An 18766-nucleotide genomic window follows, 5' to 3' on the forward strand; every position below is an offset into this window, starting at 1 on the left:
GGAGTATTAATTTGTAAGGAAAAGAGATATGAAGACGTTGAACGACTTATTTGAGCATCAACTTAAAGATTTATATAGTGCCGAGATTCAGCTGCTTGAAGCGCTACCTCATATAATGGAGCATACCAGTGATGAACAATTAAGGCAGGCTTTTGAGAACCATTTAAAGGAAACAAAAGAGCAGAAAAATAGAATTGAAACTATTTGTAATGAGTTGAATATTACGCCAAACGGAGAAACATGCCAAGCTATGAAAAGTCTCATTAGCGAAGCTAGAAATTTTATAGACGAAGCAGAAGAGGATAATGAGTTAATGGACGTGGGTCTTATTGCAGAAATACAACGGGTACAACATTATGAAATTTCCGGGTATGGAGCGGCCGTTAGGTTTGCAAAGGAGTTAGGGTATAGAAATATAGCCAAGACTTTGCAAGAAACTCTTAACGAAGAATATGATGCGGATAGTACTTTGGAGAAATTAGCGGAAACCCGTTTAAACAAAAAGGCTATAGGAGGGAATTCTTAAGTAGAGTAGAGACTACTAATTTTTTACCCGAAGTATGTTATCGCGGCGATGTATACTTTGGGTTTTCTATGCAGTACAGTAGGGGCTAGGTTAAACTTTATTATCCATTACGGATTTCATATTTGAGCATAAAAAAACCGGCAACTATGTGCCGGCTTTATCAACAACCAAACTATTCTAACGAATATTTTATGCAGATGCAGAGGTTATATTCTGCTTATCTTTATACTGCTTGGGGCTGCAGTTGTATTTGTTTCTGAATATTTTTGAGAAGTAGCTACGGCTTGTGAATCCTATGCTATATACTACTTCAGAGATATTTAAATCTGTATTTTTTATTAATTCTTCGGCTTTTTCAATACGGACTTCTCTAATGTAATCCGTAACTGTTGTACCGTGCATTAATTTAAAACCTTCTTGTAATTTACAAGGTGATAAACCGGACTTACGACAAAGTTCTGAGATTGATAATTGTCTTTCAGGGTAGTTGTGAACAAAGTCAGAAATCTCTTTTACAGATTCCATTTCTCTCATGTTTAGACTACCTGTCTGGTTTTCTCTATTTTTTAGATCATCCGTATGTTGTTGTACCTCTAAGGCCAATATCATATGTACTAATCCTTCAATTAATAAGCTTCGTACAATACCTTGTTGCTTAATTGCCTTTAATTGTGCAATCTGGTCAGCAATTTTTAAGTTATAAGAGCCTATGTAAATTGTGTTCTCAGCAGGCTTTCCATTCAACATTAATTCTTGTAGCCTGTAATTAAGACCGTTTTTCTTGGCTGTTTCGCCATGCGCTACCGTTCTAACAACAATTAAAGATGTTTTTACATGCACGTCCTTTTGAAAGTAAAGAACATTATCTGTATGGCTGGCATTGGTTAAAATACCGGTCTGAAAGTTCTCTAAAACGTTTTTCTTGGTTTCATTATTAAAGCTATGGGCTATTTTACCTGCTGAGCAATAGGCAAAGCAAATAGGAGCATTTTCCTCAGATCCTGTTATTAGGGTAAAGTCTTGATTGAATTCCATATCAAATTCTAAATATGAAATACCACCTTTAAAAGTGATTCCTCTAATATGGCCTCGGCCTAGTTCGTTATCCAAGGTTAAAATATGCTCTTTTACGTTTACCGTAAGTGAACCACCAAAATTATGGTGAAGTTGTTGAAACATATTTTTAATAGCTGCAGATGATAAAGTTATAGTTGTCATAGTGTTCTTGTTTAAGGTTGTAAATTTCTTCTTTAGGTTGAAACCTGATTATCCTTGGATTTGGTGATGTCCACTATTGGTCATCTCCATAATTTCCGGCGTTGTGTTGTTAGGTGAAAAATCATGAATTGATCTAACACGACCTACTCTGGCCAGCTGCTCGGATACTTTTTCAATTAGATTTTTCATAGTTACCAGATGTATTATTGTTCTGGTACAAAGATCAGGGAGAGGCCCACTTTTTCTGTTACACAATTTTCGCATTGTGTTATACAATTGTGGGTTTAGGGCCTAAATGCTGTTAAAATGTCCTAAAAACGGAGGCTTGGAGCTATAAATTATAGCCATGCTAAATGCTAGGGGAGTTGAGTTTTAGAACTGAAACCAAGAAATTTGAAGCGTCTTAATTATGCAGGTAGATAAAAAATAAAAGCAGAGCCTTTACCTAGTTCGCTTGTTGCGTATATAAAACCACGATGATTTTCTACAATCTTTTTACAAATTGCAAGGCCAATACCTGTGCCCGTATATTCTGATTTTTGGTGCAAGCGTTGGAAGACTTCGAATATTTTTTCGGAATGTTCTGTAGAAAAACCTATACCATTGTCTATGATGGTAATCTTATAATAAGTATTGGCCATCTTAAAGAAGTCCTCGGGAATCTGTTTGGCGTGTACCTTCTCTGCCTGAATGGTAAGGGAAGGTGTTACATCTGCTACTTTGTATTTAAGCGCATTAGAGATGAGATTATTAAATAACTGTTCTAATTGATAGGATACGCCTTTAAGAGTAGGAAGGTTTTCACTTTTAATATTAGCTCCTGTATTTTCAATATTTGTAGAAAGATCTTCTTTTACCTTTTGCAGTACTTGGTTTAAATCTATAAGTTCAAAATCTTCATGTTTTGAATCAATTCTAGAATAGGTTAATAGATTTAAAACTAAAGCTTGCATACGTGAAGCAGCGTTTACCACCTTTTTAAAATAGACACGTCCTTTTTCGGACAAGTGCTCTGCCTCTGTACTTTCTATACGTGAAATGAACATTTGTGTCTTTCTAAGGGGCTCTTGCAAATCATGACTGGCAACCCGGTTAAAGGATTCCAGCTCTGCATTACTATGTTGTAGCTCCATGTTACTGGCACGTAATTGCTCTTCTGCCTCAATACTCAACGAAATATCCTGAGCAACACCGGACATAACTTGTTTATTATTTTTTTGAATAAACTGCCCATTTACTTTTAGGTGTTTTATCTCCCCTGTTTTGGTAATGATACGGTACCTGTGTTCCGTAACGTTTAGCTCGTTCGTAGACTTTTCAATGCTTTGGTGATACGTCTTTAAATCTTCAGGATGAACAAACTCACCATATTCTTTTAATGAAGGCTTAAAAGCTTTGGGTTCGTGGCCTAACATTCTGTAAAAATTGTCCGAAAGCTCAATTTCGTCTGTACCTACATACCATAAAAAGCTACCTATTTTTGCAATTCGCTCTGCATCTGTAAGAATGGAGTTTTGTATGGATAGCTCTTGGTTAAGGGATACAACACGGTCTGAGTTTTGTTTTTCTTCCGTAACATCTACTACCACCCCTACTGAAGCTTTTCTTCCGTGACGTATAAGTGCGCGTCCATTAAGCTCTATATGCTTAACATCTCCTTGCTTGGTAATAATGCGGTATCCATTTACTTGAGATGTTCCGTGTTCAATGGTCTCAGTACCCAAACGGTTATATGTTTCCAAATCTTCTGGGTGAACAAACTGTTTATAACTATCATAGCTAACCTTAAATGTATTTGGTTCATACCCTAAGATACGGTAGAAATTATCTGATATAGAAGCCTCTCCATTGTCCAAATACCAAATGTAACTACCTATATTGGCTACATTTTCAGCATCTATAAAAATTGAGTTTTGAGTTTCAAGTTGTACGTTCAACTGTAGGAGTTGGTCTGTTTTTTCTTTTTCTTCTGTTATTTCCCTAGTCGTTAGAGTAATACCATCTCCTAACTTAATGGCGCGTGCGCTAAACCACTTTGAAGCACCTTCTACCTCATACGGTACTTCATAGGATGTAGGGTTGCCAGTTTGGACAACACCTGTTAAGTAGCCAAAAATTTCAGATTCATAAATAGTTGGGAAAATTTCGGAAACCTTCTTATTGATTATATCTTCCGGAAGGTCTCCGGTAATTGGAGTTATCTTATCATTGATGAATAGAATTTTGAAATCGGTGATTTCATCTTTCTCGTTCCTAATACTTTCAAAATTCATAACGACGTGAGAAATGCTCTTGAAAATATTGTTCAAAAATGCACGGTTATCCAAAAGTTTAAGATTTTGGTCTTCTAGCCGTTGGTTGAGCAATAACTGCTCCTCTTTTGCTTTTTCTTCTGCGGTAGAATTACGTGCGGTTACCATTATTCCTTGCGCTAAGGGGGTAATAAGCGATTTAAACCATAATTTTTCACCTTGTACGGAAATTTGCCGATCTAAGGTTACTTTTTCCTTCTGCTGGAAACAGCTAACCAATTTTTCAAATTCGCCATTAAGCATTAGAAAGGGGAAAACCTCAGAAATAGGCTTGTCCATAATATGTTCCGGATCCAATCCTAAATAATCACGGTTACATTCGTTCGCAAATATTATTATAAAATCTATAATCGCCTTCTGTTCATCATAGATAGGCTCATAGTAATTTACAATGTTATCCGTAGTAGCAAGTACACTCCTAAGAAAATTCTCTGATTGCCGAATACGTACTTTATTCCTATATATTTTTAGAAAAGCGAGTACAAAAATAACTAGGGCAAAGAAGGCAAGTAACAGAGAGGTAAAAGGAGCTAAATATTTATTGGAATCATATTCCTCCCTTGTGTTTTTTATGGATAGACGCTCTTCGGCCAACATTTGGTTTCGTATGTTCCGAATGCGGTATAACGTAAAGTTGATATTTGTTTTCTTTGATAATTGTGATTCTCCAATATCTATTCTGGTGTTACCAGGATGGTTTGCTAAACTTCTAAGTTCTGCATGTAAGGAATCCAATAAGGTTTCCATAGGAGCCAAGCGGGTCTGTTGGGAGGGGTTTTCTTTAGTAAGGTCCTTAAGTGTATGTAATATGGTTTCCCCTTCTTTTACGTAGTCTTCAAAAATGGTGTTCGTTCCATCAATTTTTTGAAGCTGATTTCTGAATTCTTCTGATTCTGCTTGCGTAGAATGAGCAGAGAGTTCGCTAATGGCATTGTTTACCTGAAGCGTATGGGCTACTTTTTCGGCTAAATCTTGCATGCGCATAATTTGGTAATATGCCATGCTCGCCGTAAACAGAATAATTACAAATGCAACGAATAATAGTACTATATATGTTTTTGATGAGGAATATATTCGTTTAAAATCCATAAGGTCTATATGCGAAATAGAAAGGTGTCTTTGTTAAGGTTAGACGTGTGATATTGCCAATTTAATTGCAATATACGTTCAACCGAAGATTGCAATTTAACAAAGTTATTGGGCTTATTTAGATAAATGTTTGCTCCATTTAGAAAAGTTTCTTCTACATCTTTTTCAGAAGAAGAGGTAGAATATATGGCTATGCAAAGGTCTTTTAGGTTTGGGTTTTGCCGTATCTCTTTTAAACATTGCATACCATTTTTTATGGGCATGTTTAAATCTAGAAAGATAAGATTTGGCAAAACAGTATTAGGCAAGGTTAGATAATCCATCAATTCCTGACCGTGATTAAAAAGGGATAAATTAGTTTTAATACTAATTTCATCAATGGCCTCGCTGAAGAGCATTCTGTCATCTTCATCATCATCTGCCAAGACTATGTTCAACAGTTTGGGGTTCATAGGTGGTTGTTAGGGTTGGGGATTGTTACTCGGGTTCATTTTCTTTTTCATGATTCTTAAAAAGGCACTTGGGGTAAGTCCGGTGGTCTTCTTAAATTGGCCGGATAAATGGGCCACACTACTATAGTTTAGTTGAAATGCAATTTCTGTAAGCGTGTGATCTGTATTACACATTAATTCTTTTGCTAAATCAACCTTACGTAAGATAATATAATTTTCAATAGAAGTATATGTGCTTTCAGAAAATAAGGATGAAAGATGCGCATAGGAGTAACATAATGTATCCGCTAAATAAGTTGAAACTTTAACGGACTTCAATTCCTCGTTTTTTAACAATTCGTCTATGGCATTTTTTATGCGCTCTACTAAAGTTGTTTTCTGATCATCTAGAATTTGAATTCCATATTTTTTAAGGGAATTAGAAAGCAAACTTCGTTTTTCTTCTGTGAGATTTCCTTTTATTTCAACTTCACCAAGACCACCTAATGTATATAATATACCCAAAGCATCAAGATGTTCTTTTAAAAGGGTCTTGCAGGCCTGGTTAAAATCATATTTTACAAAAAGAATCATATACGTTTGTTGGTAGTTTTCTTAAGAGGAAAGATATGTACTTTATTTTTAAAAATGAGAATATTACTTCCCTTAGAGGTATAAAAAATTCTCTCTCAATTTTGTTTCGTTTAGATATTAATATTTTGAGTTAAACAAAATTGAAAACAGTTGTAAGTGCCAGTAATTATAGGGAGTGAAGGCTTTTTGTTTAAGAGCTATTGTAGCTTTAAATAGAATGGATGAAAAAGTGGTTGTCTTAAATTTTTCAGGATATGGTTAAAAAAAAGTGGACGTCTCCTAAAGGAAACGCCCACTTTTACAACCAACCAAACTATTTTTAATTGTCGTCTACAGCATCTTCAATACCATCTTCAACATCTTCGGCGCCTTCTTCTATGGCATCTCCGGTGTCATCAATTGCGTCTTCTATTTTATCTCCGGCATCTTTGTTTTCTTCTCTACAACTAGTTAGCGTAGACAAAGAGGCAGTCATTAAAAAAATAGACATTAGATATATTATACGTTTCATATGTTTAGGTTTTATAGATTAATACTTGTTATACGGATTTCCGTCCGGTGAATAATGAAATAACAAAAAGAATAAGAAAAATAAAGAATAGGACTTTGGCTATACTAGCAGCACCAGCTGCGATTCCACCAAATCCAAATACTGCGGCTATGATTGCCAATATTACAAAAGTAACTGTCCAACGTAACATATTATTAGGTTTTAGATTCGTAATTTTTTAGTGTCGTACTTATCCGACTTCTATGTTACAAATATGGTCTATGTTGGCGGTTTGTCTTAGCCCTAAAAATTTTGATTTTGCCTTAAAACAATAAGGCTAAGTCTTAAATACTCAAATCTATACGGTTACTATATAACAAGTCATGCAAGGTTATTGGCAGAAAATCTTCTCTGTCTAAAGTAGATAGGTTGTCTTCTGAATCAGAATTTAAATCGTAGAAGAAATCTTCCGAAATGGGTTCAGCTGTTAAAGTGAAAATAGCCTTTTCTGTTGCTATTTCGTCCAGAGAAATAGTCTGGTTTAACCAAGTTTTTTGTTGGTGCTCGGGTACTATAATAGGCATCTGATTACTGCTATTGTTCACCTCTTCAAAAGTCGTATTTGCTTTTACTGTAATTATTGAGCTAGTTAAAAAACCATCTTCTAGCTCATTGCTGATACCAGCAAGACAAAAGGGCTCGCCAGATTCTTTAGTCATATGAAAAAAGAGAAGTTCTCCGTCTGCAATAAAAGTGGTATAAAACCCAGTAACTATCATTAAGCACCTTTCTGTTTCTCGAGTCTGGGCGTACCATGGTTTTGACTCTAGAGAAGCTGCGGGAATGGTTAATGTATTTACATGTTTTTGAAATACGGCCCAGTCTCCTTGAAATTTCTTAGGTAACATACCCCAAATAGAAGTGGTAATGGTTTTCTGTTGGCTAGAGGTAATAATGGGAACCATACTTTCTTCAAGCCCGTTGATGATTGTTTTGGGTCTATATATGTCAGGAAATTGAAAAAGGGCGCCATATGCTTCTTCAATCTGCTTTCTTTCTGCCCTAATGGATAATTTGTTGAACATAGATATTTTTAAAAAGTTAGTAATGTAAAAAAGGGATACAATTGCATCCCTTTTTCTTTTTTTCTATACTACTCTTATAGTACGCTTTCCAAACTTTTAATGTTGGCTAGATCAGTACTTATTTTATTCATTTGCTGGGTGAGTAGCGTAGCGGTAGAGGTAGGTAGCGAGGTATCATTTAATACTTCTTTGTACTCATCTATAGCCGCTTTTTCTCCGGTAATGGCTTCTTCTAGCATAGATTCATCATTATCTCCGCTAAACCATGCTTTTACATCCATCCAGCTACGGTGCATAGCTCCTGTGGCACTACCACCTTTATCAATCTCTTGTCCAAAACGTACCATTTCGGTTTTCAATTCGTGACCAAAATTGTAACGCTCTTCTCCTTTATTCCTAAAGAATGTTTTTAAATCGGTACTTCTAGCATGATCAGCAGCTTTTTTAAAGCCTTTTTCCGCATCATACGTTTTCTCTAATATGTTGTTTAATTTTGTCTGTACTTCTTCAGTATATGTACTCATAATATTCTTATTTTATATGAGCGGCATCTCGTTTTTGGGGGATGTGTGCCGCATAACATCTTTTTACTTATCGTAAATTTAGTAAGATGTTACAGCAGTGATCCATCTGAAAAAATGAAATTTTGATGCAATCGCTGAATATGGATTTTAGGGGTATTTTATTGTAATTCAATGTAAAAGAAAATACAAACCTGCGTTAAAATTTAGGGGTGTACTGCTCAAAAAGTTCCAGCATAACCTTTTCGGAAGTAGAAAAATAAGCCGATTTAGAATCGGTTTTATTGGTCTTGTCAAACCATTTTTTTAAAGAACCATCCTCATAGGAAGTAACTAAGACGGGATGAACATAATATTTACGACAAACATTTCTGGTATTGCCCAGTGCTTTGGCGGCAGCATCAAAACCAATGAGCAGGTTTTTATTAATTTCTTTTTCGGTTTGGGTGGCGGGAAGGTCAAATAAAGTATCAAAAAACACCACGGAAGCTGCCCAGGTTCTAAAATCCTTAGCGGTAAAAAACGCTCCACTTATATCATGTAGATATTCGTTTACCATAGAACTGTCTACAGATTGCTTATCTCCATCGTCATCATAATATTGAAAAAGCTCCCATCCAGGTATGTCTTCACAACGACTTATAAGTCGCGTTAGTTTCTTGTTCCGCACGGTAACCGAATGTTTTTTGCCTTTTTTGCCAACAAATTCAAACTTAATATTGTTCTTAAAAATTTCAACATGCTTTTTGCGCATAGTAGAAAGTCCATATGATTTATTGCGTTTGGCGTATTGTTCATTACCAATACGAATATGGGTTTCATCCATAAGTTTTACAATTATCGCTACAACCTTGGTTTTTGACCAAGTACGTAATGCCAAGTCTTTATCTGCTTGTTTTCTAATAATAGGTAGTTTTTTGCCGAACAAAGCCATTTTATAAAACTTGGTCTGGTTTCTGATTTTAACCCAAGTGGGATGATAACGGTATTGCTTTCTACTTTTTAAATCTTTACCTACGGCTTGAAGGTGCCCATTGGTTAAATGTGTAATTTTTACATCTTGCCATGCTGGCGGTATGACCAGATTGGTAATGCGCTCTAGCTCTTTTTTGTTCGTTACCGGTTTTTGTTTGTGTAGGTATATAAAGTCTTTCCCTTTTTTAAGCCTGGAAATGGGCATTTTTTTATTGTCAACATACACCAAATCGAGATTTTCAATCGCCAATTCTGGAGTTTTCAATAATTGACTTAATAAGGTCTCAGTGGTCATTGTTTATAGTAGTTAATGGTAGTAAAGCACTGTGTTGGTTAAAGATATTCCTTAAATAGTTTCTGGTTTGGGCTCAATCAATTAATAGATTAACGGCTTTAGTGAATTGCATGGAAAAAGTAAAAAATGGATGTATATTGAAGTAATACGACCCAAAAACTATTCGTTTTTAAGTTAAAAATGGTGTTTTTGAAGAAATTTTAAATAAATCAAAAGAAAAAAACTATGGAAGATACATTAAGAGACGAGAAAATACAGAACGAAAAAACAGAATTTGCAAAGGAAGCCCATGATGATAAAGAGGAGTATATTTTTCAAAAGAATAGCATTACCAAAAAGGGCTTTTTTATTGTTATAGCCGCGTTAGTTATTTTGGCTGTGGCATTAATAGCTTCCGGTATTGCTTTTTAAATAGCGATATATTTAAAGAGTATTTTTATTAGAGAATAATAAATAGTTACAGCCCTTTAGTTAGGGCTGTAACTATTTTATTTTTAGATACTAATTGTTTTAGAATAACCTTTAGTACCGTATAGCCGGGTACTGCTACCATCATACCTACAATTCCAAAAAGTAAGCCCGCACCTAAAATCACCAAAAATATTTCTAGCGGATGAGATTTTACACTGTTACTGAATATAATAGGCTGTGAGAAGAAATTATCTATGAGTTGCCCAACTGTTACGCCAAGCAATACGTAACCTATTTTAGGTAATATTATGCTGTTAAAATCTAATCCAGGGTTACTGGTTATGGTAAACATTATCATAATTATAGCACCTATCATAGGGCCTAAATAAGGAATAACATTAAATAAGGCGCACATAAATGCGATGAGTACTGCATTCTCCAAGCCTACTAAAATCAATGTTATGGAATACAATGAAAATAGAACAAATAGCTGCAGTAAGAGCCCCACAAAATAACGTGATAATAGATTCTTGATTTTCGCTAAAGAACGCATAGTTCTCATTCTATGGGCATCTGGTATTATTGTGAGGATTGACCGCTGTATGATGTTACTGTCTTTGAGAAAGAAAAAGGAAATGAACAAAACGGAGAACAAGCCAATGCCAATGTTATCCAAAACCTGCAATATAGATTTGAGAAAAGAAGGTACCAAATCTTTGCCTAAGGTCTGTACGCCATCTTTGTCTAAAGTTGCATCTTGGACCAAATCTTCTACCACCTTTTTTGTAGTACCAAAATATTCACTGACCATTACATAAAGCTTGTCAAACTCATTTTGAATAATACCAAAATCAAAGAGATAAAGATTTTTACCTTGTTCTGTTAGAAGTGGTATAATCAAGGCAATAATACTCGCAAAGAGTGCGGTTAGAATGAGCATTGTAAGAATTACAGCTACAATATTGGGTATTCTTAGGTGCCTTTTAATGATTGAAACAATAGGTCTGCCAATTAATGCTACAATGCCTGATATGAGTATGTAGGCTACAATACTTTGTAATTCATAAATTAGGAACATGAGCAATATAAATCCGCATACTACGGCTATTGCTTTTAAAATTCCATTGGCTATTTCTGCTGATTTCATATGTTGGTTTTAAGGTATTGGATGGCATTTTAAATTAGTTAGGTCTCAAGCATAAAAACCTATTGACGTAGGAGTCAATAGGTTCATGTATTTGTAAAACCATTTACGATGTTTTAGGACTGCTCTCCACTTGAAATAGTATTCATGTTTAAAGTGTTCTTTCCAAAATCCAATGTTCGGATTGGGAACGGAATATTAATATCCTGAGCATCAAAATGAGATTTAATCAGTTTTACGGCGCCATGTCTGGCAGCGTGTTCCTGTAGCGCACCCTTCATATCAATCCAAAAACGGACCATAAAATTGATGGAACTATCACCAAACTCTGTGAAGAAAAATTCAACCTTTTCGTTTTTATTCTGGGGAAAGTTTTCTCCAATAATTTTTACCACTAAATCTTCTACGGATTGTAAGTCACTTTCATAACCTACACCGCAACTTACGACAATACGGCTTCGGTCTGTTAGTGAATAGTTTTTAAAGGAGCCATCAATAAATTTTGAATTAGGAATAACTACGTAGTTATTATCCGGTTGACGAACAACAATGTTCCGAAGACTAATTTCTGATACAAAACCTTTGATGCCATCACTTTCAATAAAGTCATCAATATTAATTTTAGGCATAAAAGAAAGAATAAGTCCGCCAAAGGTATTACTCAATGTACCTTGTAAAGCAAGTCCTACAGCTAGACCAACTACCCCGGCACCCGCAAGAATACTAGTAAGTACTTTGTCTAGCTCAAGCACTCCTAATGCCACGAAAAACCCGATTAAAACCACCGCGAGAAATACAAATCTGGCAATTATATCTTGAATGGATTGCTGACTAATACGGTTAAGTAAAAATTTCTGCAATAGCTTGCGAACACCTCTTGCGATAAAATAAAATAAGACCATTATAAGAATAGCCATTACAATGTTTGGGAGCTTTAGAATAATGGCATCTAGCCATCCGTCTAACTTGCTCCATAATTTGCTTATTGCGTCTTCTATTGAAAATTTACTTTCCATAATTTTTGTGTTATAACATATTGGTTAATAAAAATGTAGCTACTACGGCTAGAATGAGGCTTAATAGGCCTCCTAGTCCTAAAAAATGACTAAACCTGTAGTTGCCCAAACTATATATTAGGGTGTTGGTCTGATAACCAACGGGTGTGAAAAAGCTGAAATTGGCAGCAAACATTACAGCCAGAATAAAAGGTTTGAAATCTAATTGCATGCCCTGCGCTACTGCTATTGAAATGGGTGTCATTATAATTGCTGTTGCATTATTACTGATTACCGCACTTAAAATCATAGTCGAAAAAAATAAGGTTCCAATAACCACATACCCTGGTTGGTCAAAAAGGAAGACTAAAAGTTTTTCCGAAATATAGGCATCCGCACCACTGTTGTGCATTGCAACACCTAGGGGTATCATACCTGCCAATAAGAAAAAAATCTGCCAATTTACTTTCTTGTAGACCGTGGTAAGGTCAAGGTTTTTGGTCACTAATAAAATACAAACACCAGTAAGGGCACTCACCACTATAGATAGTATACCAGTAGCGGCAAGACCAATCACCAAAAGCAATATGATCAGAGAGAAATTACGTTTACTTTTAGAGTTGGCGTTTCCTTTTTCGAACTCCTGAAGCAATAGTACATTCTCTATTTTACCTAACCGTTCCAGTTTTCCTTTAGATGTTTCTAAAAGCAACCGATCACCTACTTTTAGAACTAATTTGTTCATACTGCTACGTACCAACCTTTCGTTAAGCTTGGTCAAGGTTTTCCTTTTTTTAATGGCAATGGGCACCATGTCTTGCATCATTAAGCTTCTAAGCTGTCCTAGTGTTTTTCCTAGGAATTGGGCGCCAGGAAGCATTAATAATTCTGCAAAAACCCGTTGGTCCAATTCATCCTCATTAGTATTTGTTTCATCGTTTAGTTCTGTGTCTTGTATTGGAGCGTAATATTGCTCTTGGTTCAGACTTAAATTTTCTGATTCGTTAATGCGCGACAAATTTTCCAAGTCGCATAGTAGTAATAATTCATCATCCGCTTTAAAAGTGATGTATTTTCCAGGCGAATTATGAACTCTATTTTTACGGGTCAATTTCAAAAGAGAAACATCAGGATTTTCAAAAAGAAAACTTTCTTGAATCGTTTTTCCCACCAATTGCGAATCTGCATTTATATGAACATTGGTTACGTAATTGTTCAGATGATAATCATCATCAAGATTTTTGCCTTTTCCCCAGGGTAACCAGCGTAGGGTAAGTGTGAGGTATACGATTGAAATTCCAAGGAAAATCAACCCTAGTAAAGAGAATTCAAAAAAGCCTAATTTATCCGCGCCCAAATCTGTTGCTACTGAGTTAACAATGAGGTTGGTTGAGGTACCCATAAGAGTACAAGAGCCACCCAAAATGCCTGCAAAAGATATGGGAAGTAACAGTTTGCTTTGTGACACATTGTATTTCTCTGAAAGCTGATTTACAATTTTAATGAAAACAATTACAACTGCCGTAGTACTTATAAATGCTGAAATGCCTGCGGTAACAAACATAAATATGGGCGCCATAACGTAAATGGGTAAGCCCTTAATTTTACCCATGCTAGAAGTTAGCCAGTTAATAACACCGTTCTCTTCTAGGGCAATGGCCAAAATCATTAAAGCAAGCACGGCAATAGTGGCGTTATTAGAAAAGCCGCTTATGGCTTCTTGCGGAGTCACCAACCCTAGCAGGGTTAAGGAAACAATAATTAGAAAAGCAATTTTGTCTACGGGAAAAATTTCAAATACAAATAATACTACCGTTACCAACAGTACACAAAACATTAATGTTATTTCCCAAGTCATTTCTTTTCTGTAGCACCATGAAATATATACATGAAGCCTTATTAGTTATCGCTTTAGTTTTTTTCTTTTCTTTTTGCCCTTTTTTGATTCTTTAGGTTGTAACAATTTGTAACCTAAATAGGCAAACTGCATACCTACAAGCGCAAGTTTTATTTTCCTGTTGTTGGCCAATGCCGAGGCAATGCCAATTAGTGATGTGGGTTTCATGTTTTGTTTTTTAAGTTGATATCTTTAAAAGTGAAGGCTTAGTGAGCCGACATCTTTTCTTTTACTTTTCTAAGCTGATCTTGTAAATCACGAATAGTTTCGCTCATGGCCGCTTCAAAAGTTTCTGAGTTTGATGAGGCAAAAATTCGGGGTCCGGGCATGCTTAAACGTATGTCGCAGAACATCTCTTGGTCATCACTTCTATTTTCTTTTTTAAAGAATACGTCAGCACGGTGCACAAAATCAAATTTGTTAGCTAGATTTTCTAACTTTTCCTTTGCGAATCCTTCTAGTCTTTCGCTTGCGGATACATCGTGGTATTCATATATAATTTGCATAGTGTTCTTGTTTTTAATAATTAATTGTTACGCTTGTAGGAGATATTTTCCCATAATATTTTGTGGTGATTCTTAGTACATTCGTGCCGAATCAACTGCTTGTTTTAACTCGTCATGAGGTAAGGACTTGCCATATATAGCTTGGTCAGGGTCCATGATTTGCGTGTCCGTAAGGTTACCAATAAAGAGGGTGTCAAAACCCATATCTTCAATTAGTTTTTTTGTGATATATCGGCTTTCGATATCCTGTGCTGCATAGGGTATAGTCAACTTTTCAGAGTTCCTAAACGCCCTGTCACGCAAGTGTTCCGCTTTAATGGAGTTAAAGGCTTTGGCGGTCTTTGCCGTACTAAACTTCATAGCAGTATATTCGGAAGCCGTGTAATTGGCATCTCTCACTTTTTGAGCTACCTCACCATCTCTTTCGGGATAGGGGTTGGTGGCATCAATTATAAGCTTGTTACTGTATTGTGACGAATACTTTTTAGCTAGGTTATCAATTGATTTGAAAGGCATAGCTAATAAATAAACATCTGCATTAGCTTCAAATGCCTCTTCTACATGTACCGCTTTCGCATTGTTCCCCGCACCGTTTACTAAACTATCCAGTTCCTCTGGGTGACGCGAACTAAACAGTACTTCATGTTCTGCTTTTGCCCAATGCGTACCTAAACTTCCACCAATATTTCCACTTCCTATTATTCCTATTTTCATAACTATATTTTTATGTTATTTCCGCTATTGCGAAAAACTATCTGTTAATAAATTTTCTGGGATTATCGCCCAAAAACAATGTGTTGAGTCAGGAAGTACCGGTCCTTATGTGCCTAACTATCCTGAAACTTTCATCATATTAAGTATATAAGCGAAGACAGATGAGTTCGATTAAGAGTATTATTACTGCTAAAGCAATTGGCGCAAAGTAATGATGGATAGCGTTAATTTTTGGGGAAGTGTGGCCATTCATTACAGACTAAAGGCATATATTTTAAATTGAAAAATGATATGGTGATGCCTATATAGAATGACTACTTTCTTTACCATATTCGTCTTTATAAATCTGAACGATTATCAGAAATAAGCTCACGAACAATGGGCCGAAAATAAGACCTATAAAGCCGAAAAGGGGAATTCCTATAAGAACACCGATCATTGTAATTAATGGGTGTACATCATCTAATTTTTTAAGTATATAAAGGCGAATAATATTATCTGTGGAACCTACCACAACAATACCATAAAGTAGTATACCCCATGCTTGAAAAGTGTCTCCTGCAGATAGCGTTAGAACGAATACGGGCAGCGTACCCAACATATTGCCCACAAACGGAATCATGGAGCCAATAGCAACGATAACCGACCAAAAAAATGGATTTTCAATTCCGAAAATTAGGAAGCCTATTAATGCCACAATACCTTGGGCTATGGCAACCAAAGGAATACCAAGAGCATTAGCACGCACCATTCTTCTAATTTTACTACCTATAGTTTTAAGGTTGTCTGTGCTAATAGGAATATATTCAAAAAGGGACTCGCGCATTTCCTTGCGGTTCGTCAACATAAAATAAAGAAAGAAATACATGATACCTATGGCGATGACCGAAGTGAAAGTACTTCCCGCAAACCCTTGAAGGTTTTTAGAAAACCAACCAGAAACTGCGGATACATCTATGGAGGAAGACAAGTCGTACCCAACATAGCTTTCTACACTCTCTAGTTGTGATTTTACGGCTTTTGTAACTTTCTCAGAGTTATTTACCGCTTGACTCACTTTGTTCCCCAACATCAACACTGCTCCCGAAACCGGTATTAGAATAATTATGACCGAAGCAAACATCAATAGAGCTGCTGCAAGGTCTGGTTTCCATCCTCTATTAACCAATTTAGCCATTGGTTTTTTTAGTAATACGTACAAAGTAATGGCTCCTAAAACACCTGAAAAGTAAGGAGCCATTTCTTTAAATATAAGTCCGCCTATACAGACAATCAGCAATAAAACAAAAAGTTGACGAATAACTTTGGGATGGATGGTTTTCATGTGTCTTATTACTTTTTAATTATGAAGAAAAGGGTGAGCTTAATTATTCCGTAAGGCATGAATCAGTTCGGCCTTATCCATCGTTGAGCGACCATCAATACCAACGCTTTTAGCTTGCTCGTAAAGTTGTTCTTTCGTCCACTCTTCATACGGCTTTGATTTTCCGCCCTTTTTACCACTATTTGGCGTGTTGGCAATCCGGGCCGATTTTTCCTTGCTGTAACCTTTATCTCTCAGGGCTTCATACTGATTCTCATTTTTTACGCTGGGAATATCCATAGTCTTATGGTTTTAGATTCAACTTATTTCTGTTGGTCGGTGGGCATGATGTAAACATCATTAATGTTTGCTCTAGCTGGCTGAACCAAGGTGTAATAAATAGCCTCGGCAATATCTTCAGCTTCTAGAAACGTCATTTTTTGCATTTCTTTGAACATTTCTTTTATATCCTCGTCGGTTATCGTGTCCGTGAGTTCGGTAGAAACGGCTCCCGGTTCAATTGAAGTAACGTTGATACCGTATTTTGGAGCAAGTTCTTGGCGTAAACCTTCAGAAAACATCTTTACAGCAGATTTGGTTGCACAGTATACCGCACCTCCGGGGAAATAATTACGTGCCGCACTTGAAGATATGTTGATAATATTACCACCCTTGTTTTCAATCATGGTAGGAAGTACTGCTGCTACTCCGTTCAAGACACCTTTAATATTTACATCAACCATCTTTTCCCACTCATCTGTCTTTAATTTTTCCACGTAGGACAATGGCATTAGACCCGCATTATTGATAAGGGCATCTATAGTTTTATATTCGGAAAGTGTTTTTTTGACAAGATTTTCGTAATCGGATTTTTTAGTAACGTCACCAGTAACAATCATAGCTGTACCTCCGTTACTTTCAATTTTTTCCTTTAGCTCCTCTAGCCTTTCTTCTCTTCTGGCGGTTAGCACCACTTTGGCGCCTTCACTGGATAATTTTAAGGCCGTTGCTTCGCCTATTCCACTTGATGCTCCTGTTATTATAATTACTTTATCGGTTATATTCATGTTTTATTTTTAAGATTTATTACTATTGATTGCAAAGTTTTAGAAAACCATTGCGATAGCTTAATCACATCAGAAAAAATATTGACTATAACCGTAGAAGAGTGTAAGTAGTGCTTCTAGTCATTAGGACTGCAAAAGAACCTATTTACTAATTTTTTCAGTGGATTCAGTTGGCACTCCGTGACCGTACCTTTTAGCATAAACCCATGTAAATTCGGCTCCAAAAAATAGAATTAAGCAAGAATAGGAAACCCACAAAAGGATTAAGACAATTGTGCCCGCTGCCCCATAAGTAGAACCAGGGTCTGCCTCACCAAAATAATAACCTAGTAACGATTTACCTAATACAAATAGGACCGCGGTTATAAGGGCGCCTATCCAAACGGTTTTCCATCGTATTTTGGCATCAGGAAGGTATCTAAAAATTAGGGCAAAGAGTACCGTTATTATTCCAACGGAGACCACAAAATCTAACAGGTAGGCAATGTATACTATAACCTCGGGCAGTATACTTCGTATATAGGCGTTCAAGGCCGAAATAGCTGCCGTAACTAGAAAACTAACCAATAGTAAAAAACCTATGGCAACAATGAAAGCAAAGCTTCTAGCCCTGTCAACAAGCATTTTCATAAAATTTGAATCAGGATTTGGTTTCACTTTCCATATCTGATTTAAAGAAAGTTGTAAGTGATAAAATACTCCGGTAGCACCAAAAATTAGGGTGCCTATTCCTAAAATACTGGCCATAGTACTCCGGTCTTCATTTTGGGTTTCAACCATCATAGATTGTATGGCTTCTGCGGCATCACGACCCAATGCACTAGAAATTTCTTGGGTCAGTTCTCCTTGAACAATTTCCGTGCCCCATACCGAACCCACAAGGTTTATAATAATGACTAAAAGTCCGGGTAATGAAAGTACCGCGTAATAGGCTACAATTGCGCTTAGTCTAAAGGGGTCATCAGCATCCCAAGCTTTATAGGTGTCTACAATTAGCTTTGGCAGGTGTTTTAGTTTAAATTTTTTATCGGTCTTTGTAACTGTCATAAGCTATGCTGTACGTGCTATTTGAACGTGTGATTTTTGAATAAAATTACTTAGACAGTTCACAAAACATTAACCGATATGCTTAATGTTTTAATGGGATTGCATAATGCATAGAAATAATACTAGCCTCACCGAAATTGTGAGGC

At 36.1% G+C, this 18766-nt stretch carries 21 protein-coding genes; 2 read left to right on the forward strand and 19 right to left on the reverse strand.

Features of this window, described 5'->3' with window-relative positions; translation table 11 throughout:
- The first annotated feature begins 28 nt into the window (after window positions 1–28).
- The gene (locus tag IWC72_RS09225; RefSeq protein WP_194529577.1) at window positions 29–526 is read left to right on the forward strand and encodes a YciE/YciF ferroxidase family protein; all 498 of its coding nucleotides are present in this window, start codon (window positions 29–31) and stop codon (window positions 524–526) included.
- 189 nt (window positions 527–715) lie between these two features.
- On the opposite strand, the gene IWC72_RS09230 is transcribed toward IWC72_RS09225, so the two are convergent.
- From IWC72_RS09230 to IWC72_RS09270, 9 genes are all read right to left on the reverse strand, one after another.
- The gene (locus IWC72_RS09230; RefSeq protein WP_194525923.1) at window positions 716–1744 is read right to left on the reverse strand and encodes a helix-turn-helix domain-containing protein; all 1029 of its coding nucleotides are present in this window, start codon (window positions 1742–1744) and stop codon (window positions 716–718) included.
- Window positions 1745–2151: 407 nt separating this feature from the next.
- A complete protein-coding gene (locus IWC72_RS09235; protein WP_226979532.1) occupies window positions 2152–5034 on the reverse strand; it encodes a PAS domain-containing protein in 2883 nt (960 codons plus the stop codon).
- Between the two features lie 116 nt (window positions 5035–5150).
- Window positions 5151–5597, reverse strand: coding sequence for a response regulator (locus tag IWC72_RS09240; RefSeq protein WP_194525925.1), 447 nt, complete (start codon window positions 5595–5597; stop codon window positions 5151–5153).
- Between the two features lie 9 nt (window positions 5598–5606).
- Complete coding sequence (locus tag IWC72_RS09245) at window positions 5607–6170, reverse strand: helix-turn-helix domain-containing protein (protein ID WP_194525926.1); 564 nt, start codon at window positions 6168–6170, stop codon at window positions 5607–5609.
- A 319-nt stretch (window positions 6171–6489) separates the two neighbouring features.
- On the reverse strand, window positions 6490–6681 hold the full coding sequence (locus IWC72_RS09250; protein WP_194525927.1) for a hypothetical protein: 192 nt from the start codon (window positions 6679–6681) through the stop codon (window positions 6490–6492).
- A gap of 28 nt (window positions 6682–6709) precedes the next feature.
- The gene (locus tag IWC72_RS09255; RefSeq protein WP_194525928.1) at window positions 6710–6871 is read right to left on the reverse strand and encodes a DUF1328 domain-containing protein; all 162 of its coding nucleotides are present in this window, start codon (window positions 6869–6871) and stop codon (window positions 6710–6712) included.
- Between the two features lie 133 nt (window positions 6872–7004).
- Window positions 7005–7745 carry an SOS response-associated peptidase family protein gene (locus tag IWC72_RS09260; protein WP_194529579.1) on the reverse strand — a complete coding sequence of 247 codons (741 nt, stop codon included), beginning with the start codon at window positions 7743–7745 and terminating at the stop codon, window positions 7005–7007.
- A 74-nt stretch (window positions 7746–7819) separates the two neighbouring features.
- On the reverse strand, window positions 7820–8269 hold the full coding sequence (locus IWC72_RS09265; protein ID WP_194525930.1) for a ferritin-like domain-containing protein: 450 nt from the start codon (window positions 8267–8269) through the stop codon (window positions 7820–7822).
- A 196-nt stretch (window positions 8270–8465) separates the two neighbouring features.
- The gene (locus IWC72_RS09270; RefSeq protein WP_194529580.1) at window positions 8466–9536 is read right to left on the reverse strand and encodes a DNA topoisomerase IB; all 1071 of its coding nucleotides are present in this window, start codon (window positions 9534–9536) and stop codon (window positions 8466–8468) included.
- Window positions 9537–9761: 225 nt separating this feature from the next.
- Between IWC72_RS09270 and IWC72_RS09275 the strand changes: the two genes are divergently transcribed.
- The gene (locus IWC72_RS09275) at window positions 9762–9947 is read left to right on the forward strand and encodes a hypothetical protein (protein WP_194525932.1); all 186 of its coding nucleotides are present in this window, start codon (window positions 9762–9764) and stop codon (window positions 9945–9947) included.
- A 46-nt stretch (window positions 9948–9993) separates the two neighbouring features.
- On the opposite strand, the gene IWC72_RS09280 is transcribed toward IWC72_RS09275, so the two are convergent.
- The 10 genes from IWC72_RS09280 to IWC72_RS09325 form a co-directional block, all read right to left on the reverse strand.
- Window positions 9994–11094, reverse strand: coding sequence for an AI-2E family transporter (locus tag IWC72_RS09280; RefSeq protein WP_194525933.1), 1101 nt, complete (start codon window positions 11092–11094; stop codon window positions 9994–9996).
- Window positions 11095–11207: 113 nt separating this feature from the next.
- Entirely contained in the window at window positions 11208–12107 is a 900-nt protein-coding gene (locus tag IWC72_RS09285) for a mechanosensitive ion channel family protein (RefSeq protein WP_194529581.1), read from the reverse strand.
- 10 nt (window positions 12108–12117) lie between these two features.
- Window positions 12118–13944 (reverse strand): SLC13 family permease, encoded by a 1827-nt coding sequence (locus IWC72_RS09290; protein ID WP_194529582.1) that lies wholly within the window; start codon window positions 13942–13944, stop codon window positions 12118–12120.
- A gap of 45 nt (window positions 13945–13989) precedes the next feature.
- Window positions 13990–14151 carry a hypothetical protein gene (locus tag IWC72_RS09295; protein WP_194525936.1) on the reverse strand — a complete coding sequence of 54 codons (162 nt, stop codon included), beginning with the start codon at window positions 14149–14151 and terminating at the stop codon, window positions 13990–13992.
- A 38-nt stretch (window positions 14152–14189) separates the two neighbouring features.
- Entirely contained in the window at window positions 14190–14489 is a 300-nt protein-coding gene (gene hpf, locus IWC72_RS09300) for a ribosome hibernation-promoting factor, HPF/YfiA family (RefSeq protein WP_194529583.1), read from the reverse strand.
- Window positions 14490–14561: 72 nt separating this feature from the next.
- Window positions 14562–15203: an NADPH-dependent F420 reductase gene (locus IWC72_RS09305; RefSeq protein WP_194529584.1), complete on the reverse strand. Its 642-nt coding sequence runs from the start codon at window positions 15201–15203 to the stop codon at window positions 14562–14564.
- 301 nt (window positions 15204–15504) lie between these two features.
- On the reverse strand, window positions 15505–16527 hold the full coding sequence (locus IWC72_RS09310; RefSeq protein WP_194525939.1) for an AI-2E family transporter: 1023 nt from the start codon (window positions 16525–16527) through the stop codon (window positions 15505–15507).
- A gap of 39 nt (window positions 16528–16566) precedes the next feature.
- Entirely contained in the window at window positions 16567–16806 is a 240-nt protein-coding gene (locus tag IWC72_RS09315) for a DUF7218 family protein (RefSeq protein WP_194529585.1), read from the reverse strand.
- 23 nt (window positions 16807–16829) lie between these two features.
- Window positions 16830–17573, reverse strand: coding sequence for an SDR family oxidoreductase (locus IWC72_RS09320; RefSeq protein ID WP_194529586.1), 744 nt, complete (start codon window positions 17571–17573; stop codon window positions 16830–16832).
- A gap of 141 nt (window positions 17574–17714) precedes the next feature.
- A complete protein-coding gene (locus tag IWC72_RS09325; RefSeq protein ID WP_194525942.1) occupies window positions 17715–18620 on the reverse strand; it encodes a YihY/virulence factor BrkB family protein in 906 nt (301 codons plus the stop codon).
- Window positions 18621–18766: the final 146 nt, after the last annotated feature.

Source organism: Zobellia roscoffensis (assembly GCF_015330165.1).
GTDB classification, from domain to species: domain Bacteria; phylum Bacteroidota; class Bacteroidia; order Flavobacteriales; family Flavobacteriaceae; genus Zobellia; species Zobellia roscoffensis.